The organism is Sphingomonas sp. NFR15, from assembly GCF_900103265.1.
Lineage (GTDB): Bacteria > Pseudomonadota > Alphaproteobacteria > Sphingomonadales > Sphingomonadaceae > Sphingomonas > Sphingomonas pollutisoli.
Map to the genome: position 1 here is coordinate 25,505 of NZ_FMWX01000010.1, position 16,066 is coordinate 41,570.

16 protein-coding genes are annotated in these 16,066 nt (G+C 70.2%); 9 read left to right on the forward strand and 7 right to left on the reverse strand.

Going from position 1 to position 16,066, the window contains the following annotated elements; all coding sequences use genetic code 11:
- Positions 1 to 10: 10 nt before the first annotated feature.
- From BLS81_RS18345 to BLS81_RS18375, 7 genes are all read right to left on the reverse strand, one after another.
- Positions 11 to 904 (reverse strand): SDR family oxidoreductase, encoded by an 894-nt coding sequence (locus tag BLS81_RS18345; protein ID WP_093226065.1) that lies wholly within the window; start codon positions 902 to 904, stop codon positions 11 to 13.
- A 113-nt stretch (positions 905 to 1,017) separates the two neighbouring features.
- Positions 1,018 to 1,809, reverse strand: coding sequence for a PhzF family phenazine biosynthesis protein (locus tag BLS81_RS18350; protein WP_093226066.1), 792 nt, complete (start codon positions 1,807 to 1,809; stop codon positions 1,018 to 1,020).
- Entirely contained in the window at positions 1,806 to 2,738 is a 933-nt protein-coding gene (locus tag BLS81_RS18355; protein WP_093226068.1) for a cation diffusion facilitator family transporter, read from the reverse strand. The genes BLS81_RS18350 and BLS81_RS18355 overlap by 4 nt, the downstream gene beginning before the upstream one ends.
- Positions 2,735 to 3,313 (reverse strand): pyridoxamine 5'-phosphate oxidase, encoded by a 579-nt coding sequence (pdxH, locus tag BLS81_RS18360; protein ID WP_093226177.1) that lies wholly within the window; start codon positions 3,311 to 3,313, stop codon positions 2,735 to 2,737. Before pdxH ends, BLS81_RS18355 begins: the two co-directional genes overlap by 4 nt.
- Positions 3,314 to 3,360: 47 nt before the next feature.
- Entirely contained in the window at positions 3,361 to 4,548 is a 1,188-nt protein-coding gene (locus tag BLS81_RS18365; protein WP_093226069.1) for a BaiN/RdsA family NAD(P)/FAD-dependent oxidoreductase, read from the reverse strand.
- Positions 4,549 to 4,591: 43 nt separating this feature from the next.
- Complete coding sequence (locus tag BLS81_RS21245) at positions 4,592 to 7,012, reverse strand: J domain-containing protein (RefSeq protein WP_093226071.1); 2,421 nt, start codon at positions 7,010 to 7,012, stop codon at positions 4,592 to 4,594.
- Positions 7,009 to 8,706 (reverse strand): Hsp70 family protein, encoded by a 1,698-nt coding sequence (locus tag BLS81_RS18375; RefSeq protein WP_093226072.1) that lies wholly within the window; start codon positions 8,704 to 8,706, stop codon positions 7,009 to 7,011. Before BLS81_RS18375 ends, BLS81_RS21245 begins: the two co-directional genes overlap by 4 nt.
- Before the next feature lie 120 nt (positions 8,707 to 8,826).
- Between BLS81_RS18375 and BLS81_RS18380 the strand changes: the two genes are divergently transcribed.
- The 9 genes from BLS81_RS18380 to BLS81_RS18420 all read left to right on the forward strand — a co-directional run bounded on the left by BLS81_RS18380 (position 8,827) and on the right by BLS81_RS18420 (position 16,046).
- A complete protein-coding gene (locus BLS81_RS18380; protein ID WP_093226074.1) occupies positions 8,827 to 10,092 on the forward strand; it encodes a glutamate-5-semialdehyde dehydrogenase in 1,266 nt (421 codons plus the stop codon).
- 31 nt (positions 10,093 to 10,123) lie between these two features.
- Positions 10,124 to 10,387 (forward strand): CopG family ribbon-helix-helix protein, encoded by a 264-nt coding sequence (locus BLS81_RS18385; protein WP_093226076.1) that lies wholly within the window; start codon positions 10,124 to 10,126, stop codon positions 10,385 to 10,387.
- Between the two features lie 17 nt (positions 10,388 to 10,404).
- Entirely contained in the window at positions 10,405 to 10,668 is a 264-nt protein-coding gene (locus BLS81_RS18390; RefSeq protein ID WP_176787252.1) for a type II toxin-antitoxin system RelE/ParE family toxin, read from the forward strand.
- 94 nt (positions 10,669 to 10,762) lie between these two features.
- Positions 10,763 to 11,800: an aldo/keto reductase gene (locus BLS81_RS18395; protein ID WP_093226079.1), complete on the forward strand. Its 1,038-nt coding sequence runs from the start codon at positions 10,763 to 10,765 to the stop codon at positions 11,798 to 11,800.
- An 8-nt stretch (positions 11,801 to 11,808) separates the two neighbouring features.
- Positions 11,809 to 12,441, forward strand: a complete 633-nt coding sequence (locus BLS81_RS18400; RefSeq protein WP_093226080.1) for a nicotinate-nucleotide adenylyltransferase — start codon at positions 11,809 to 11,811, stop codon at positions 12,439 to 12,441.
- Between the two features lie 8 nt (positions 12,442 to 12,449).
- Positions 12,450 to 12,860, forward strand: a complete 411-nt coding sequence (rsfS, locus tag BLS81_RS18405) for a ribosome silencing factor (protein WP_093226082.1) — start codon at positions 12,450 to 12,452, stop codon at positions 12,858 to 12,860.
- A gap of 344 nt (positions 12,861 to 13,204) precedes the next feature.
- Positions 13,205 to 13,627 (forward strand): 23S rRNA (pseudouridine(1915)-N(3))-methyltransferase RlmH, encoded by a 423-nt coding sequence (locus tag BLS81_RS18410; RefSeq protein ID WP_093226083.1) that lies wholly within the window; start codon positions 13,205 to 13,207, stop codon positions 13,625 to 13,627.
- Entirely contained in the window at positions 13,627 to 14,820 is a 1,194-nt protein-coding gene (locus BLS81_RS18415; protein WP_093226179.1) for a murein hydrolase activator EnvC family protein, read from the forward strand. The genes BLS81_RS18410 and BLS81_RS18415 overlap by 1 nt, the downstream gene beginning before the upstream one ends.
- Positions 14,821 to 14,888: 68 nt before the next feature.
- Positions 14,889 to 16,046 carry a patatin-like phospholipase family protein gene (locus BLS81_RS18420; protein ID WP_093226085.1) on the forward strand — a complete coding sequence of 386 codons (1,158 nt, stop codon included), beginning with the start codon at positions 14,889 to 14,891 and terminating at the stop codon, positions 16,044 to 16,046.
- Positions 16,047 to 16,066: the final 20 nt, after the last annotated feature.

A 16,066-nucleotide genomic window follows, 5' to 3' on the forward strand; every position in this document is an offset into this window, starting at 1 on the left:
GCGCGAGCCGTCAGCGCACCGAATAGTCCATCGCGCGCAGGTCGGCGATCATCCCCGGCCCGCTCGGCCGCCAGCCGAGCCGCTGCCGCGTCCACGCGCTTGAGGATGGCATGTCGATCCCGGCGAACAGGCCGAGCCAGCCGAAATGCGCCTGTGCTTGCTCGGCGGTCAGCGACGCCACGGGCACGCCAAGCCCCGCGCCGACCGCCTCGGCGATGTCGCGCGCCGCCACGCCTTCCTCATCGGACGCATGATAGCGCGCACCCGGCTCGGCGGCGTCCAGCGCGAGCACATAGAGCTTGGCCACGTCGAGCACATGCGCGGCGGGCCAGCGGTTGCGCCCCTCGCCGACATAGGCCGCCAGCCGCTTCTCGCGCGTGATCTCGATATAGGGCGTGACGAGGCCCTGCTTCTCGGTGTCATGCACCTGCGGCAGCCGCACCACCGAGACGTTGACGCCAGCCTCGATCAACTCGGCCCCGGTCTTTTCGGACAGCACGCGCGGGTTGGGATTGTCGGCGACAAAGGCATCTTCGGTGGCGGGCTGGCCGGGCACGGCATTGCCCATGCCGGTGCCCGAGGTGATGACGAGCGGCCGGTCGGACCCTTTGAGCGCTTGCCCGAGCGCGGTGATGACGCGCGCGTCCTTCGCGCAGTTGGCGACGAAGTTCGCGAAATCATGGTCGAACGCGGTGTGGATCACCGCGTCGGCCTGCGCCGCGCCGGCGGCGAGGCCATCGGGATCTTCGAGGGTGCCGTGAAACGCCTCCGCGCCGGCCGCTTCGAGCGCCCGCGCGCCCGCGTCCGATCGCGTCAGCCCGAGCACCTGATGCCCGGCGGCGAGCAGTTCGGGTACGATCCGCGAGCCGATGAAGCCGGTCGCCCCGGTGAGGAATACGCGCATGACATGGTCTCCGATGCTGTTCGAAAGGCCATGTCGTCGAGTCGCCGTCCCGGTAAAATATGGGACTTTATCGTGGTATAGATATCAACAGCATCGTCCGCCCGGCGCGATGGTTACAGGAAGAACGTCCCCTCGATCACCGTCACGCAGCCGCCGCCCAGCACGACGCGGTCGCCGTCGAGCGCGCATGTCAGCCGCCCGCCGCGCGCGCTCGCCTGAAACGCGGTGAAGCTGTCGCGGCCGAGTCGCTGCGCCCAATAGGGCACGATCACCGCATGCGCGGAGCCCGTCACCGGGTCTTCGTCCACGCCCGCGCCGGGCGCGAACATCCGGCTCACCACGTCGGTCGAATCGCCCGGCGCGGTGACGATTGCCTGATGGTCGCCGCTTGCGGCCAGCCGCGCCATGTCGGGCGCGCAGGCGCGCACGGCGGCTTCGTCGGCGAGTACGATCACGCCGTAGCCGCCCTCGCGCCACAGGGTCTCGACCGGCGCCACGCCGAGCGCCGCGACCACCTCGGCCAGCGGCTTGGGCGACGGCGCCCACGCCGGCAGCGCGAGCGCGTAGCCATCGCCCTGCCGATCGACCGCGAGCACCCCGGCGCGGCGCGTGCGGAAGGTGACGCGCACGCGGTCGGGGTCCGCCGCTAGCACGAAATGCCCGCTGGCGAGCGTCGCGTGGCCGCACAGCCGGACCTCGTCGGCGGGGGTGAACCAGCGCAGCTCGAAATCGCTCTCGCCGCTCGCGTCGGGTACGAGGAAGGCGGTTTCGGACAGGTTGTTCTCGCGCGCGATCGCCAGCAACGTGCCGTCGTCGAGCCACTCGGTCAGCGGCATCACCGCCGCCGGATTGCCCTCGAACGGCTGGGTCGCGAAGGCGTCGATCTGGGTGAAGGGCAGTCTCATGCGCGGTCCTTTGCGTCGGCGATCATCACATCGGACTCGATCAGCGGGTTGCGCGCGTCGAGCAGCCAACCGGGATCGAGATGGATCAGGATCTCGGTATCGGGGAACACCGCGGTGATTCGCGCCTCGACCTCCTCGACCACCTCATGCGCGGCGGCGACGGTCATCTCGGGTGCGACATACATATGGAATTGCACGAAATCGCGCGTGCCCGATCGCCGCGTGCGGATGTCGTGCAGCCCGCGCAGCTCGGGATGGTCGGCGATCAGCGCGATCAGCCGGTCGCGCTCGGCGACCGGCCATTCCTTGTCCATCAGCAGGTCGATCGCGGTCCCGGCCGATCGCAGCGCACCCCAGGCGAGCCACAGCGCGATCGCCACGCCGAACACCGGATCGGCGCCGCGCACGTGCAGAAGCTGGTCGAGCACCAGCGCGACGATCACCGATCCGTTGAGCAGCAGGTCGGACTGATAATGCACGTTGTCGGCGCTGACCGCGACCGATCCGGTCGCGGCGATGATGCGGCGCTGATAGGCGACCAGCGCGAGCGTTACGACGATCGCCGCGATCGACACGCCGATGCCGGTGCCCGCGTGCCGCGTCGGCGCGGGCGCGCCCAGCGCGCCGATCGCCTCCCACGCGATGCCCGCCGCCGACACCGAGATCAGCGCGACCTGGAACAGCGCGGCCAGCGCCTCGGCCTTGCCGTGGCCGTACCGATGGTCGTGATCGGCGGGGATCGTCGCGAGATGCACGCCGTACAGCGTGACGCACGACGCGACGAGATCGAGCGCGGTGTCCGCCAGCGATCCGAGCATGGCCACCGATCCCGTCGCCCACGCCGCATAGCCCTTCAGCGCGAGCAGGAAGCACGCCGTCGCCACGCTGGCGAGCGCGCCGCGCGTTGCGAGCGGCACCGCGCCGCTCATGGGTAGAGCAGGCCCTCGTCCCAGCCGTCGGCGGTGCGCGTGAACAGGCGGCGTTCGTGGAGGCGGTGCGCGCGGTCCTGCCAGAATTCGATGCGATCGGGCGTCACGCGGTAGCCGCTCCAATGCGGCGGGCGCGGCACGTCGCCGCCTTCGAAGCGCGCCCGCACCTCGGCGAAGCGCGCTTCGAACGTCTCGCGCGCGTCGAGCGGCTGCGACTGGTCCGATGCCCAGGCGCCAAGCTGCGAATCGCGCGCGCGGCTGGCGAAATAGGCGTCGGCCTCGGCCTCGGTGACGCGCGCGAGCGGCCCTTCGATGCGGATCTGGCGGCGCAGCGACTTCCAGTGGAAGAGCAAGGCGACCTGCGGGTTCGCGGCGATGTCTGCGGCCTTGCGGCTCTGCTGGTTGGTGTAGAACACGAAACCGTCGGGACCATGCCCCTTGAGCAGCACCATGCGCACCGCCGGCCGCCCGCCCGCGTCGGCGGTGGCGAGCGCCATCGCGTTCGAATCGTTGATCTCGGATGCGCGCGCCTCGGCATACCAGGCGTCGAACAGGGCGAAGGGATCGGTGGTCATGACCGTGCTGTAACGCGTGGCGCGCGGTGTGTAACCACCCACCGGGTTTACGCCCCCGCGATCGCCAGCCCCGCCGCATGGCCGCTCGCCCAGGCCCATTGGAAATTATACCCGCCAAGCCACCCCGTCACATCGACCGCTTCGCCGATCGCGTACAGGCCGGGCACCTTGCGCGCCTCCATCGTCTTCGACGACAGTTCGGCGGTGGAGATGCCCCCCGCCGTCACCTCGGCCTTGGCGAATCCCTCGGTGCCGTTGGGCGAGAAGCGCCAGTCCGCCAGGTGCCGCTCGGCCGCGGCGACCCGCTTGTCGGTGAAGCCGCCGAGCTCCCCGTCGAGATTGAGCCGGTCGGCGAGCGTCACCGCGAGCCGCGCGGGCAGATGGCGGTCGAGCGCCTGTTCGAGCGTCACGCGCGGCCGCGCATGCTTGGCCGCGACCAGCCAGCCGTCCGCGAGCGCGGGCAGGAAATCGATGCCGACGCTGTCGCCGTGGCGCCAATAGGAGGAGATTTGCAGGATCGCCGGGCCGGACAGCCCCTTGTGCGTGAACAGCGCCGCCTCGCGGAACGCGGTCTTGCCGGTCGTCGCGACCACCTCGGTCGCCACGCCCGAGAGCGAGCGGAACAGCGTCTCGTCGCCGCCCAGCGTCAGCGGCACCAGCGCCGGGCGCGGCTCGACCACTTTCAGTCCGAAGCGCCGCGCCAGATCATAAGCGAAGCCGGTCGCGCCCATCTGCGGAATCGACGGCCCGCCGGTGGCGATCACCAGCGCGGGCGCCGCCGCCGCGCGACCGCCGATCTCGACGCGGAACAGCCCGTCACCATGCTCGACCGCGCCGACCGGCGCACCCAGCGCGAGCGTCACGCCGCCCTTGTCGCACTCAGCCTGCAACATCGCGACGATCTGTTTGGCCGATCCGTCGCAGAACAATTGCCCGAGCGTCTTTTCGTGCCAGGCGATGCCATAAGCCTCGACCAGCGCGAGGAAATCCTGCGCGGTATAGCGCCCGAGCGCGGACTTGGCGAAATGTGGATTGGCCGACAGATAGCGGTCGGGCGCGGTGTGGAGGTTGGTGAAATTGCACCGCCCCCCGCCCGAGATCAGGATCTTCTTGCCGACCGCATCGGCATGATCGACGAGCAGCACGCGCGAACCGCGCTGCCCGGCAACGGCGGCGCACATCAGCCCGGCGGCGCCCGCGCCGAGGACGATAATATCGTAGCTTGGGATGGTCATCGCACCGCCTGTAGGGGCAAAAGCGCCGCGCGGGAAATGCGTGTCAGGTCGATGGCGCGGCGCGCGCCGGTGTCGCCAGCGCCGGGAACAGCACGATCCGCGCGGTCGCCGCGGCGCGGGCGCGGTCGGGGGCGCGCGCAAGCGCGGTCAGCAAGGCGATGCGCGCATCGCACTGCGCGGCCTTGCCCGCCTTGCCGTCCGCCGCGCGCATGAACGCCTCATAATCGAGCCCGCTCGCACCCGTCACCATCGCGTTGAACGCCACCGGCGGGTAGGGCGGTGTCGCGGTCAGTTGCGCTTCCGACAGGCGCGGCGCGGCGGCGATGGCGAAGGTCTGCGCGGTCTGCCGGTCGCGCAGCGTCTGCGGCAACGCTTTCTCGTCGACGGTGGCGCGCGGCTTCGCGCAGGCCTCGCCAGAGCGATCGCGCAGCGCGAGCAGGCGCAGCCGGCGGATCTCGATCTCCTCCAGCAGCGCTGCGTCCGGGGCGACGGGCAGATGGCTCGCATAGGCCGCGCCGACCAGGTCGATGACGCGCGTCGTTGCGGTCTCGGTGTCCGGTTGTCGGGACACGGCCTGCGCGATCTGCTGCCACAGCGCCGGGTTGCCGCGCGCGATCGCATCGAACCCCGCGACGCGCTGACGCAGCGCACGCAGCTTCAACGCCTGCTCGCCATGCGAATCGAGCGCGGCCTCGGTCTTGCCGCGCAGCGATTCGTCGGGCGCCCAGCTATCTTCGAACCCGCCGAGCGAGAGAATCGCGGCGAAGACGAACCCGGCGACGAGCGCCATCTTGAGCGCGCGCAGCGCGAGATGTTCGCGGTTGCCCCGCACCCCGGCGATCTGCGCGGCCGACACGATGACCAGGCCCGCCACCAACGTCAGCGCGGCGGCATAGAATGCGGCACCGCGGATGCCGACGAGCAGCGCCGCACCATAGCCGAGTCCGCCGATCGCCAGCACCAGCGGCACCGCGAAAGCGGCGCGCCAGCGCGGCACATGCTCTAATATCACCGCGCCCTGCGTCAGCGGCCCGACCATGATCGTCGCGCCTAGCGCGAACACCAGCGCCAGCGCGGCGCGGTGGACCGGATCGAGCGCCGCCACCGCCAAACCGCCGCCGAACAGCGCGGCGAGGAGGCCGGGCAGCACACCCGCGAGCACCCGCTGGCGCACCTCGGCGATCGTCGCGGTGCCGCCCGCCACCGCCATCCAAGCCCACGCGAGCGCGGTCAGCAAAGCGAGACCGAGCAGCGCCACGCGCGAGTCGGGCAGCAGCATCGCGCCGGCCAGCACCAGCGCCGGCCCCGCGATCCAGCCATTCGCCAGCCACGCCGGGCGGTGCGCCTGCGACCAGCGATGGCGCAGCCACCGCGCGGCGAACGGCACGCACGGGCTGAGCAGAATGGCGAGGCCGATCGCCCAGTTCGCCCACGGTTGGAGCGCTGGCAGCGGATCGCCGAACGCGTCTTTCAGCGCGAGATAGAGCAGCAGCGCCAGCGGCATCGCCGCGAGCATGCCGAGCGTCCCGTGCGGACGGCTCAGGAAACGCCGCCAGCGCGCCACCGAATCGGCCTTGAACGAATAAGCGATGCCCGGCGCGATCGGCCCGTGCGCGCCTAGCAGCGTCGCCACCCCGCTTTCCAGCCCGGGCCGGAACGCGGCGAGCCGCCACGACCAATAAGGCCCGGCGCCGCGCGTCAGGCTGTGCCAGGCCGGCTGGAGCGGGTTGCCGGGGCGGGCGAGCGTTTCGGCCAGTCGCCATTCGTCGAACCGCGCCAGCACCGCAGCGACCGCCGGCGAGGCCGCGTGCGCCCGCTCGTCGGTCCAGCCGAACGCGGTGGCGGCTTCGGCCAGGATCGCGTCGCTGCGCGGGATCGTGTCGGCGAGCAGCTCGGCGACCGCCCGTTCGACATCGGCGCGCAGCGCGATCTCGTCGAGCGCCGGGGTCGCGAGCAGCGCGGCGAACGTCTCGCGCAGCGTCGTCTCGTCGCTGTCCCACGGCCCGCGCAGCGATCGTTCGAGCGTCGCGAGCAGCGCGCGCAGCCGCGCGATCCCGGCCTCGCGCTCGGCGGCGAACAGGCCGGCGAGGTCGGGCGCGTGCGCGTCGGTCGGGTCGCCCGCCGCCGGGCCGGTGCGAAAGCGCGGCGACGGTGGCGGCGCGTCCGCCGCTTGGGTCTCGGGTTCGGGATCGCGCGGCGCGATCACCTCGAAAAACTGGGCTTCGTCGAAACGCAGCGTCACCCCCGCGCCGCCGCTTTCGCCGATGTCGTCCGCGCTCTCGCCTGCGTCCCAGGCTGCGGCGCTATCGGCCCAGTCCAGCGCCATCTCATAGGCTGCGCGCAACGCCTTGAAGCCTTCGGGATCGTCCTCGGGATTGGTGACGCGCAGCGCCTTGGCGTAAGCGCGGCGGATCGCGGCGCGGTCAGCCGTCGCCGCGATCCCCAGAACGCTCCAGATGGTCACAGGAAGCGCTCGCCCTCGAGTCCGTCGAGCGCGGCGTGGAACTCGGCGCGCGCCTGCTCGACCGCGCGCGGATCTTGCCCGTCGAGCGCGTGCTGGAACCGGCTGATGAGATGATCGACATGCGCGCGATCGTCGCCGAGGAAATTCTCATAGCATTTCTCGCCGCGCGCCAGCGCCGCGCGGTTGAGTTCCTCGTCGCGCGGATGCGTCTTGAGGCTGGCGAGCAGCGCACGCCGCTCCGCGATCTTGGCATCGTCGCCGACATGATCGTCGTTGATGACGAGGCTGGTGCGCTCGCCCGACTGCGCGACGACGATATCGACTTCGAGCAGACCGCTCACGTCGTAGGAGAAGCGCACTTCGATGTCCTGTCCGGCGGGGCCGCGCGGCACCTTCACCTTGGTCTTGCCGATCTCGACATTGTCGCGCACCAGCCGCGCCTCGCCCTGGTAGATGCCGAACACCACCTCCGCCTGATTGTCGGTGAGCGTCTGGAAACCGTGGACCCGGCTCGCCGGGATTACCGTGTTGCGTTCGAGGATCGGCGCGAAGATGCCATGTTCGAAGCCGCCGCCGGGCAGCGCTCGGCTGACGTTGACGCCGAGCGAATAGGGGCACACGTCGGTGACGACGACTTCCTTAAGCGCGGCATCGCGCGCCTTGAGCCCGGCCTGCACCGCCGCGCCGAGCGCGACCGCCTCGTCGGGGTTGACCGTCGCATTGGGGAAGCGGCCGAACATCCGCGCCACCGCGCGCCGCACCAGCGGCATCCGCGTCGCCCCGCCGATCAGGATGATGTCGGACAGCGCCTCGGGCCTGAGATCGCTGTCGCGCAGCGCGCGCAGCACGGGCGCGCGCAGCCGTTCGATCAGCCCCGCCGCCTGCGCCTCGAACGTGGCGGCGTCGATCTCCATCTCATAGGCGCGGTCCTGCCATACCACGCGCAGCGTCGCCGCGGTGCCGCCGCTCAGATCGCGCCGCGCCCGCTCGGCCTGTTCGCGCAGGCGCTGGTAGAGCCGGTCGTTGTGCGCCGCCTCGCCCCACTCCGGGGCGAAGCGCTCGCGCATCAGCGCGATCAGCACCTCGTTGAAATCCTCGCCGCCGAGCTGGTTGTCGCCGGTCGAGGCGCGCACTTCGATGATGCCCTCGAAAATCTCGACGATCGACACGTCGAACGTCCCCCCGCCGAGATCGAACACGAAGAACCGCGCCTCGGCATCGAGATTGTGGATGCCATAGGCGAGCGCGGCGGCGGTCGGCTCGTTGATGAGCCGCTCGACCCGCAACCCCGCCAGTTCGCCCGCGCGGTGAGTCGCCTTGCGCTGCTGGTCGTTGAAATAGGCCGGCACGGTGATGACCGCCTCGGTGACGGGCTCGCCCAGGAAGGTTTCGGCGTCTTCCTTCAGGCTGCGCAGCACCAGCGCGGAGAGTTCCTCGGCGCTATAGTCGCGCCCGCCGAGCCGGGTGGTGCGCTTGGTGCCCATATAGCGTTTGAACGCGGTGACGGTCGCGTCGGGGTGGCTCGCCTGCCGCTCGCGCGCCGCCATGCCGACCAGCACCGCGCCGCCATCGTCGATGCTCACCGCCGAGGGGGTGAGCGTCTCGCCGAGCCGGTTGGGGATCAGCGTCGCCGCGCCGTCCTTCCACACCGCGCAAGCGCTGTTGGTGGTGCCAAGGTCGATGCCGATGATCATGCGTGATGTCCGTCGCGGTTGCCTCGCGCCGACGCTTACCCGCCCCCGCCGCGCCGGTGAAGCCGCCACGCGGGCGAAACGGCTTTGGCAGCGGTGGGCGGTCGTGATAGCGATGGCGCCATGACCGAGCATCACGCGATTTCGAAGGGGCTGGTCGCCGATCTCGGCGCCCGCGCCCGTGCCGCCGCCGTCACGCTGGCCGCCGCGCCGACGCCGGCGAAACAGGCGGCGCTGCGCCACATCGCCGATCTGCTGCGCGCCGCGAGCGCGGAGATCGAAGCCGCCAACGCCGCTGACATGGCGCGCGCGACCGAGGCGGGGCTGTCGAACGCGATGCTCGACCGGCTGCGGCTCGATGCCAAGCGGATCGCCGGCATGGCCGATGGCGTCGCGGCGGTCGCCGCGCTCGCCGATCCGGTCGGCGGGGTGATCGACACCGCCGAGCGGCCCAACGGTCTCGTGCTGTCGCGGGTGCGCGTGCCGATCGGGGTGATCGGCATCATCTACGAAAGCCGCCCCAACGTCACCGCCGATGCGGCGGCGCTGTGCATCGCCTCGGGGAATGCGGTCATCCTGCGCGGCGGCTCCGAAGCGATCGAGAGCAACCGCGCGATCCATGCGATCTTCGCGAAAGGACTGGCCGAAAGCGGGTTGCCGGCGGATGCGGCGCAGCTTGTTCCCGTCACCGATCGCGCGGTGGTCGGCGCGATGCTGACGGCGGAGGGGCTGATCGACATGATCGTGCCGCGCGGCGGCAAGAGCCTCGTCGCGCGCGTCCAGGCCGAGGCGCGCGTGCCGGTGCTCGCGCATCTCGATGGCATCAACCACATTTTCGTCCACGCCTCGGCCGATCAGGCGATGGCCGAAAGCATCGTCGTCAACGCCAAGATGCGCCGCACCGGCGTCTGCGGCGCGATGGAGACGCTGCTGATCGACCGCGCCTACCCCCATGCCGAGGCGCTGGTCGCGGCGCTCGCCGCAACGGGGTGCGAGGTGCGCGCCGATCCGAGCCTGCACGCACTCATCCCCGGGCTGGTGCCGGCGAGCGACGCCGATTGGGACACCGAATATCTCGAAGCGATCGCTTCGGCGAAGTTCGTCGATGGCATCGACGGCGCGCTCGCGCATATCGCGGCACACAGCTCGCACCATACCGACGCGATCGTGGCGGAGGATGCGGCGGTGGCGGAACGCTTCCTCGCCGCCGTCGACAGCGCGATCGTGCTGTGGAACGCCTCGACCCAGTTCGCCGACGGCGGCGAATTCGGCCTCGGCGCCGAGATCGGCATCGCCACCGGCCGGTTGCACGCGCGCGGCCCCGTCGCGCTCGAGGGGCTGACGACGTACAAATGGATCGGGCGCGGCACCGGCCAGACGCGGCCTTGATGATGGTGCTTCGATTGTATACATCCGAAGTATGAGCAAGACAGCGGTTGTCACGACCCGACTCGATCCGGACACGATCGATCTGATCGATCGCGTCACGGCCGCGCGCGGGCAAAGTCGGTCCAAGTTCATCGCGCGTGCGGTGGTCGAGGCGGCGCGGCGCGAGGCCGAGTTCCTAGCCTTCGTTCAGGAAGGTATCGATCAGCTCGATCGCGGCGAAGGCATTCCGCACGAAGAGGTGAAGGCAAAGCTGGATGCGTTGATCGCTAAGCATGAGGCGCGATGCCGCGTTTGATCTGGTCGCCGGCCGCGTTGGATGATCTCGATGCGATCGACGCATATTTCCTTGAACACGACGTGCCCGCATCGAACGTCTTCCGCGCGCTCGACCGGGTGGCACACCGACTCCTCGACTATCCCCGCCTTGGGCGCGCCCTCAGCGAGCCATTTCGCGTGATGGGTGTGCGTGGCACGGACTATATCCTCATCTACCGCCTGCGCGACGAAGGGGTCGAAATCGTTCGCATCCGTCATGGGCGCGAGGACTGGCTCGGGCAGGTCGAGGCTGAACTCTAGCCGCGCGAAATCTCTCCGCCGCCATTGCCGCATCGCGGCGTGATGGACATATGTCGCCGCAGGGCCGGGGCTGACCATCGGGACGATATCAATCATGCGCTACAACCCACTCGGCCGCACCGGCCTGTACGTGTCCGAGCTGTGCCTCGGCACGATGACCTTCGGCGGCGAGGGCTTCTTCGCGTACATGGGGCAGGTCGGTCAGGATGATGCCGATGCGCTGCTCAAGGCGGCGGTCGATGCCGGCGTCAACTTCATCGATACCGCCAACGTCTATTCGCAGGGCCTGTCCGAACAGATCACCGGACAGGCGATCAAGAACCTCGGGCTGAAGCGCGAGGATGTCGTGCTCGCCACCAAGGTGCTCGGGCCGATGGGCGAGGGGATCAACGGCCGGGGCGCGTCGCGCGTCCATATCCTCGATCAGTGCAAGGCCAGCCTGAAGCGGCTCGGCACCGACCATATCGATCTCTACCAGATCCACGGCTTCGATCCCGCGACGCCGATCGAGGAGACGCTGCGCGCGCTCGACATCCTCGTCCAGCACGGCCATGTCCGCTATGTCGGCGTATCGAACTGGGCGGCGTGGCAGATCGCGAAGGCGGTCGGCATCACCGAGCGCCTCAACCTCGCGCGGCCGCAGAGCGTGCAATCCTATTACACGATCGCCGGGCGCGACATCGAGCGCGAGATCGTGCCGATGCTCGCATCCGAAGGGCTGGGGCTGATGGTGTGGAGCCCGCTCGCCGGCGGCTATCTGTCGGGGAAGTACCGAGATGCCGGCGCCGAAGGACGCCGCGCGACGCGCCAGTTCCCGCCCGTGGACGAAGCGCGTGGCAATGCCGTGCTCGACGCGATGGCGCCGATCGCAGAGAAGCACGGCGTATCGGTGGCGCGGATCGCGCTCGCCTGGCTGCTCCATCAGCCGGTGGTGACGAGCGTGATCGTCGGCGCCAAGCGCAAGGAGCAACTCGACGACAATCTCGCCGCCGCCGAGATCGTGCTGTCGGCGGAGGATCTCGCCACGCTCGACGCGGTCAGCCGGCTGCCCGGCGAATATCCCGGCTGGATGCTCGAATTGCAGCGCGGCTACCGCGACACTGTCCTCAACCAGCCGGCTCGGGGCGCTTGAGCGGACGCATGGCGGCAACCCGGATCGGCATTCTAGGCGGCTCGTTCAACCCGGCGCATCACGGCCACCGCGCGATCAGCCTCGCCGCGCTCGACGCGCTCGATCTCGACGAAGTGTGGTGGCTGGTCTCGCCGGGCAACCCGCTCAAGGAGGCGAGCGGCGACATGGCGCCGCTCGCGGTGCGGCTCGCCTCCGCGCGCGTGGCGGCGCGGCATGCGCCGATCCGGGTGAGTGCGCTCGAGGTGCGGCTCGGCACGCGCTACACCGTCGACACGATCGCCAAGCTCGTCCGGCTCTATCCCAAGAAGCACTTCGTCTGGCTGATGGGATCGGACAATCTCGCCCAGTTTCACCAGTGGCGCGGGTGGCGGCGGATCGCGCGTGAGGTTCCGATTGCAGTTATCGCCAGACCGGGCTATGATAGGCACGCTCACGCGGCCCCCGCGATGGGTTGGCTGCGGCGCTCCATCCGGCCCGCACGCCAGGCGAAACGCTGGACGAAGTGGAGATTGCCGGCACTCGTGCTGTTGCGCTTCCGTCTCGACCCGACCTCGGCGACCCGGCTGCGCGCAGCCGACCCCGCCTGGCAGCTTCGTTTTGCCGAATCATCCGGGCCTGACCCGACCTCCCACGTTTCTTAGGAACCATCTTGGCTTCAGCTTCCCCATCCTATCGCGCGTCCGAACCCGATGAGGTCGAGGCGCTGCACAAGCTCGTCCTCGCCTCGCTCGATGACGATCAGGCGGTCGATACGATCTCGATCCCGCTCGCCGGCAAATCGACGATCGCCGATCACATGGTGATCGCGAGCGGCCGCTCGACGCGGCAGGTCGCGTCGATGGCGCAGAAGCTCGTCGAGAAGATCAAGGGCGAACTCGGCCGCGTCGCGCGGATCGAAGGGTTGCCCACCGCCGATTGGGTGCTGATCGACGCCGGCGACGTGATCGTCCATCTGTTCCGCCCCGAAGTGCGCAGCTTCTACAACCTCGAACGCATGTGGGCGTTCGGCGACGCGCCGACTCCGCCTGCGGTGCCCGGTGGGGCGGCGGCGGGCGCCTGAAATCTTGACTTTCGGCGAGGCTCGGCTATGTCGGTCGCGCTAGTGTCAGGGCTTGCCCTTTCGGTTCGAACCCCGGTCGCTGTAACGGCCGGGGTTCAATCGTTTGGGGACGCGCTGTAACGCGCCCCCGCCCGGTGCGCTATCGTGAGCGCGACACCTCCACGACCTTGAGGATCAAGGCTGCGAAGGCGCATAACGCCATGATGATGGCGCACAGATCTGCTAGTGTCATATGCGTTCCCTTCAGCGACGGCGGGATTGCCGTCGCGTACACTCTTAAATTCGCCGCCTGCCCGTGCAACGGAGCGGTCTTGTAGAAACCGCTTCGACAAGAGGCTGACCGAATGCTCCTCCACATCGTCGCGCGCGGGCGGATCGGGCGCGGGCCTGAGAGCGAGCTGGTCGACCGCTACATGAAGCGGATCGGCTGGCCGACGCGGATCACCGAACTCCCCGATACCGGCGGCAAGATGCCCGCGCTCGATCCGGCGACGCGTATCGTCATGCTCGACGAGACCGGCGACATGCTCGGCTCGCGCGATTTCGCCGGCCGGCTGGAGACGTGGCGCGACGGCGGCGTGCGCGAGACGCGCTTCCTGATCGGCGCCGCCGACGGCTTCGACGACGCGCAGCGCAAGCAGGCCGACCTGCTCCTCTCGTTCGGCCGCGCGACCTGGCCGCACCTGCTCGCGCGCGCGATGCTCGCCGAGCAATTGTGGCGCGCGACCAGCATCCTCGCCAACCACCCCTATCACCGCGAGGGATGATGCGCGCGCGCTGGACCCTCGCGGCCGGTGGCGCGGCGGTCGCGGTCGCGGCCGTGGCTGCCGCTACCGCGCAGGTCGTCCCCGCCGACCAGCTCCGCCGGCTCGAGGCCGCCAAGGCGCAATCCGCCGCCGCCGCCGCGCGTTCGGCGGCGCTCGAAGCGGCGGCGGCGCGCGAGCAGGATCAGGCCGCGCAGGCGCGCGCGCAAGAAGCCGCGATGGCGGCGCGCATCCAGCAGGCCGAGGCCGATATCGCGGCGGGTCAGGCGCGCGGCGCGATCACCGCGCGCCTGCTCGCCGATCAGCGCGCGCGGCTCGCCGCCCGGCAGGGGCCGATCGCGCGGCTGATCGCGGCGCTCCAGTCGCTTGCGCGGCGGCCGGCGATGATAAGCCTCGTCCAGCCCGGCTCGGTCGATGATCTCGTCCACGTCCGCGCGGTGCTGGCGAGCGCGATGCCGGTGGTCCGCGCGCGCACCGCCGCGCTCCGCACCGATCTCGATCGCACCCGCGCGTTGCAGGCCAATGCGGCGCTCGCCGCCGCCGCGCTCGCCGAGAGCCGCACCCGTTTGGAAACCCAGCGGCTCGCGCTCACCCGGCTGGAGGCCGAACACCGCCTCAAATCGCGGGCGCTCGGCCGCGACGCGCTGTTCGAATCGGATCGCGCGATCGCGCTTGGCGAGCGCGCGCGCGACATCGTCGATCTGATGAGCAGGCAAGGCGACGAGACCGCGACCCGCGCCGGCCTAGCCGCCTTGCCCGGCCCGCTGCCGCGCCCGCCGCGCCCCGGCGAGGTCGTCGCGTCGCTCGGGCCGCCGGTCTGGCCCGCCGGTTCGGCGCCATACCGGTTGCCGGTCGCGGGCCGGGTGGTCACGGGGCTGGGCGAGCTTTCGGACGCGGGCGTGCGCGCCCGCGGGCTGACGATCGCGACCGCGCCCGCCGCGCTCGTGGTCGCGCCCGCGGCGGGCAAGGTCGCCTATGCCGGGCGCTTCCGCAGCTACGGGACGATCGTCATCCTCGATCACGGCGGCGGCTGGACGACGCTGGTGTCCGGGCTCGACGCGGCATCGGTCGCGCCGGGCGCGCGCGTCGCGCAAGGGGCGGTGATCGGCACCGCTGCCAAGGGCGATGATCCGCGCGTCACCGTCGAGCTGCGCCGCCGCGACCGCGCGATCGATATGGTGCCGCTGATCGGATAGGCGCCGATGACGGCCTTTTCATCAAACTGTCGTTGATCGCCGCGCCGCCCCGGCCCATGTCTCTGCGCATGGCCGACAGCGAACCCCACAAACGCCCCAAACGCCATGCCAAGGCGATCCCGCTGCCCGATACCGTCGCCCTGGTGCTTCAGGGTGGCGGCGCGCTCGGCAGCTATCAGGCCGGGGTGATCGAGGGGCTGGCGGCGAGCGGGATCGCGATCGACTGGGTTGCGGGCATTTCGATCGGCGCGGTCAACGCGGCACTGGTCGCGGGCAACCCGCCGGAAAGGCGGGTGGAGGCGCTCCACGATTTCTGGAACCTGCTGACCAGCGCGCTGCCAAGCTTCCCGATCTTCCCCAACGACCATGTCCGCGAGGCGCTGCACGAATGGTCGGCCAATTTCGTGCTGGCGCGGGGCGTGCCCGGTTTCTTCACGCCGCGCGCGATCTCACCGATCTTCGCGGCGCCGGGAACGCCCGAGGCGCTCAGCTTCTACGATACGCGGGCCTTGCTCGAAACGCTCGATTCGATGATCGACTGGGATCTGCTCAACACCGGCCCGGTGCGGCTCTCGGTCGGCGCGGTCGATCTCGAAAGCGGCAACTTCCGCTATTTCGACACGACGACCGACCGGATCGACGCGCGCCACATCATGGCCTCGGGCGCGCTGCCGCCGGGGCTTCCCCCGGTCGAGATCGACGGGCGCTTGTGGTGGGACGGCGGGCTCGTCTCGAACACGCCGCTCAGCCACGTGCTCGACAACCAGACCTCCGATCTGCTCGCCTTCCAGGTCGATCTGTTCTCCTCCAGCGCCGAGCGCCCGCGCACGATCATGGACGTGATGGCGCGCGAGAAGGAGATTCGCTTCTCCAGCCGCACCCGGCAGGTCTCCGACGTGCTGCTGCGCATCCGCAAGGACCGCGAACTCGCGCGCAAGGTGCTCGCCAAGCTGCCCGCGGCGCTCGCGGACGATCCCGACGTGCTCGCGCTCGCCGCGCGCTCGCACGAGGATGCGGTCAATCTCGTCCAGCTCATCTACCGCGCCAACGCGTGGGAGGGCGGATCGCGCGATTACGAATTCTCGGCGCGCACGATGGACGAACATTGGCGCGCCGGGCTCGAAGCCGTCCACGAGACGATGGCCAACGCCCGTCTCGTCGCCGAGAATATCGAGACCGGCAAGAGCGCGGCGTTCGACCTGACGCTCGACCGCGCGCATCCCTGACCTGATCCTCACGCAAACGG

Coding starts and splice junctions, on each gene's coding strand:
- BLS81_RS18365 (WP_093226069.1), bottom strand. CDS start 4,548: ATGACCATCCCAAGCTACGATATTATCGTCCTCGGCGCGGGCGCCGCC.
- BLS81_RS18410 (WP_093226083.1), top strand. CDS start 13,205: ATGCTCCTCCACATCGTCGCGCGCGGGCGGATCGGGCGCGGGCCTGAG.
- BLS81_RS18345 (WP_093226065.1), bottom strand. CDS start 904: ATGCGCGTATTCCTCACCGGGGCGACCGGCTTCATCGGCTCGCGGATC.
- BLS81_RS18375 (WP_093226072.1), bottom strand. CDS start 8,706: ATGATCATCGGCATCGACCTTGGCACCACCAACAGCGCTTGCGCGGTG.
- BLS81_RS18350 (WP_093226066.1), bottom strand. CDS start 1,809: ATGAGACTGCCCTTCACCCAGATCGACGCCTTCGCGACCCAGCCGTTC.
- pdxH (WP_093226177.1), bottom strand. CDS start 3,313: ATGACCACCGATCCCTTCGCCCTGTTCGACGCCTGGTATGCCGAGGCG.
- BLS81_RS18400 (WP_093226080.1), top strand. CDS start 11,809: ATGGCGGCAACCCGGATCGGCATTCTAGGCGGCTCGTTCAACCCGGCG.
- BLS81_RS18415 (WP_093226179.1), top strand. CDS start 13,627: ATGCGCGCGCGCTGGACCCTCGCGGCCGGTGGCGCGGCGGTCGCGGTC.
- BLS81_RS18420 (WP_093226085.1), top strand. CDS start 14,889: ATGGCCGACAGCGAACCCCACAAACGCCCCAAACGCCATGCCAAGGCG.
- BLS81_RS18380 (WP_093226074.1), top strand. CDS start 8,827: ATGACCGAGCATCACGCGATTTCGAAGGGGCTGGTCGCCGATCTCGGC.
- BLS81_RS18385 (WP_093226076.1), top strand. CDS start 10,124: ATGAGCAAGACAGCGGTTGTCACGACCCGACTCGATCCGGACACGATC.
- BLS81_RS18355 (WP_093226068.1), bottom strand. CDS start 2,738: ATGAGCGGCGCGGTGCCGCTCGCAACGCGCGGCGCGCTCGCCAGCGTG.
- BLS81_RS18395 (WP_093226079.1), top strand. CDS start 10,763: ATGCGCTACAACCCACTCGGCCGCACCGGCCTGTACGTGTCCGAGCTG.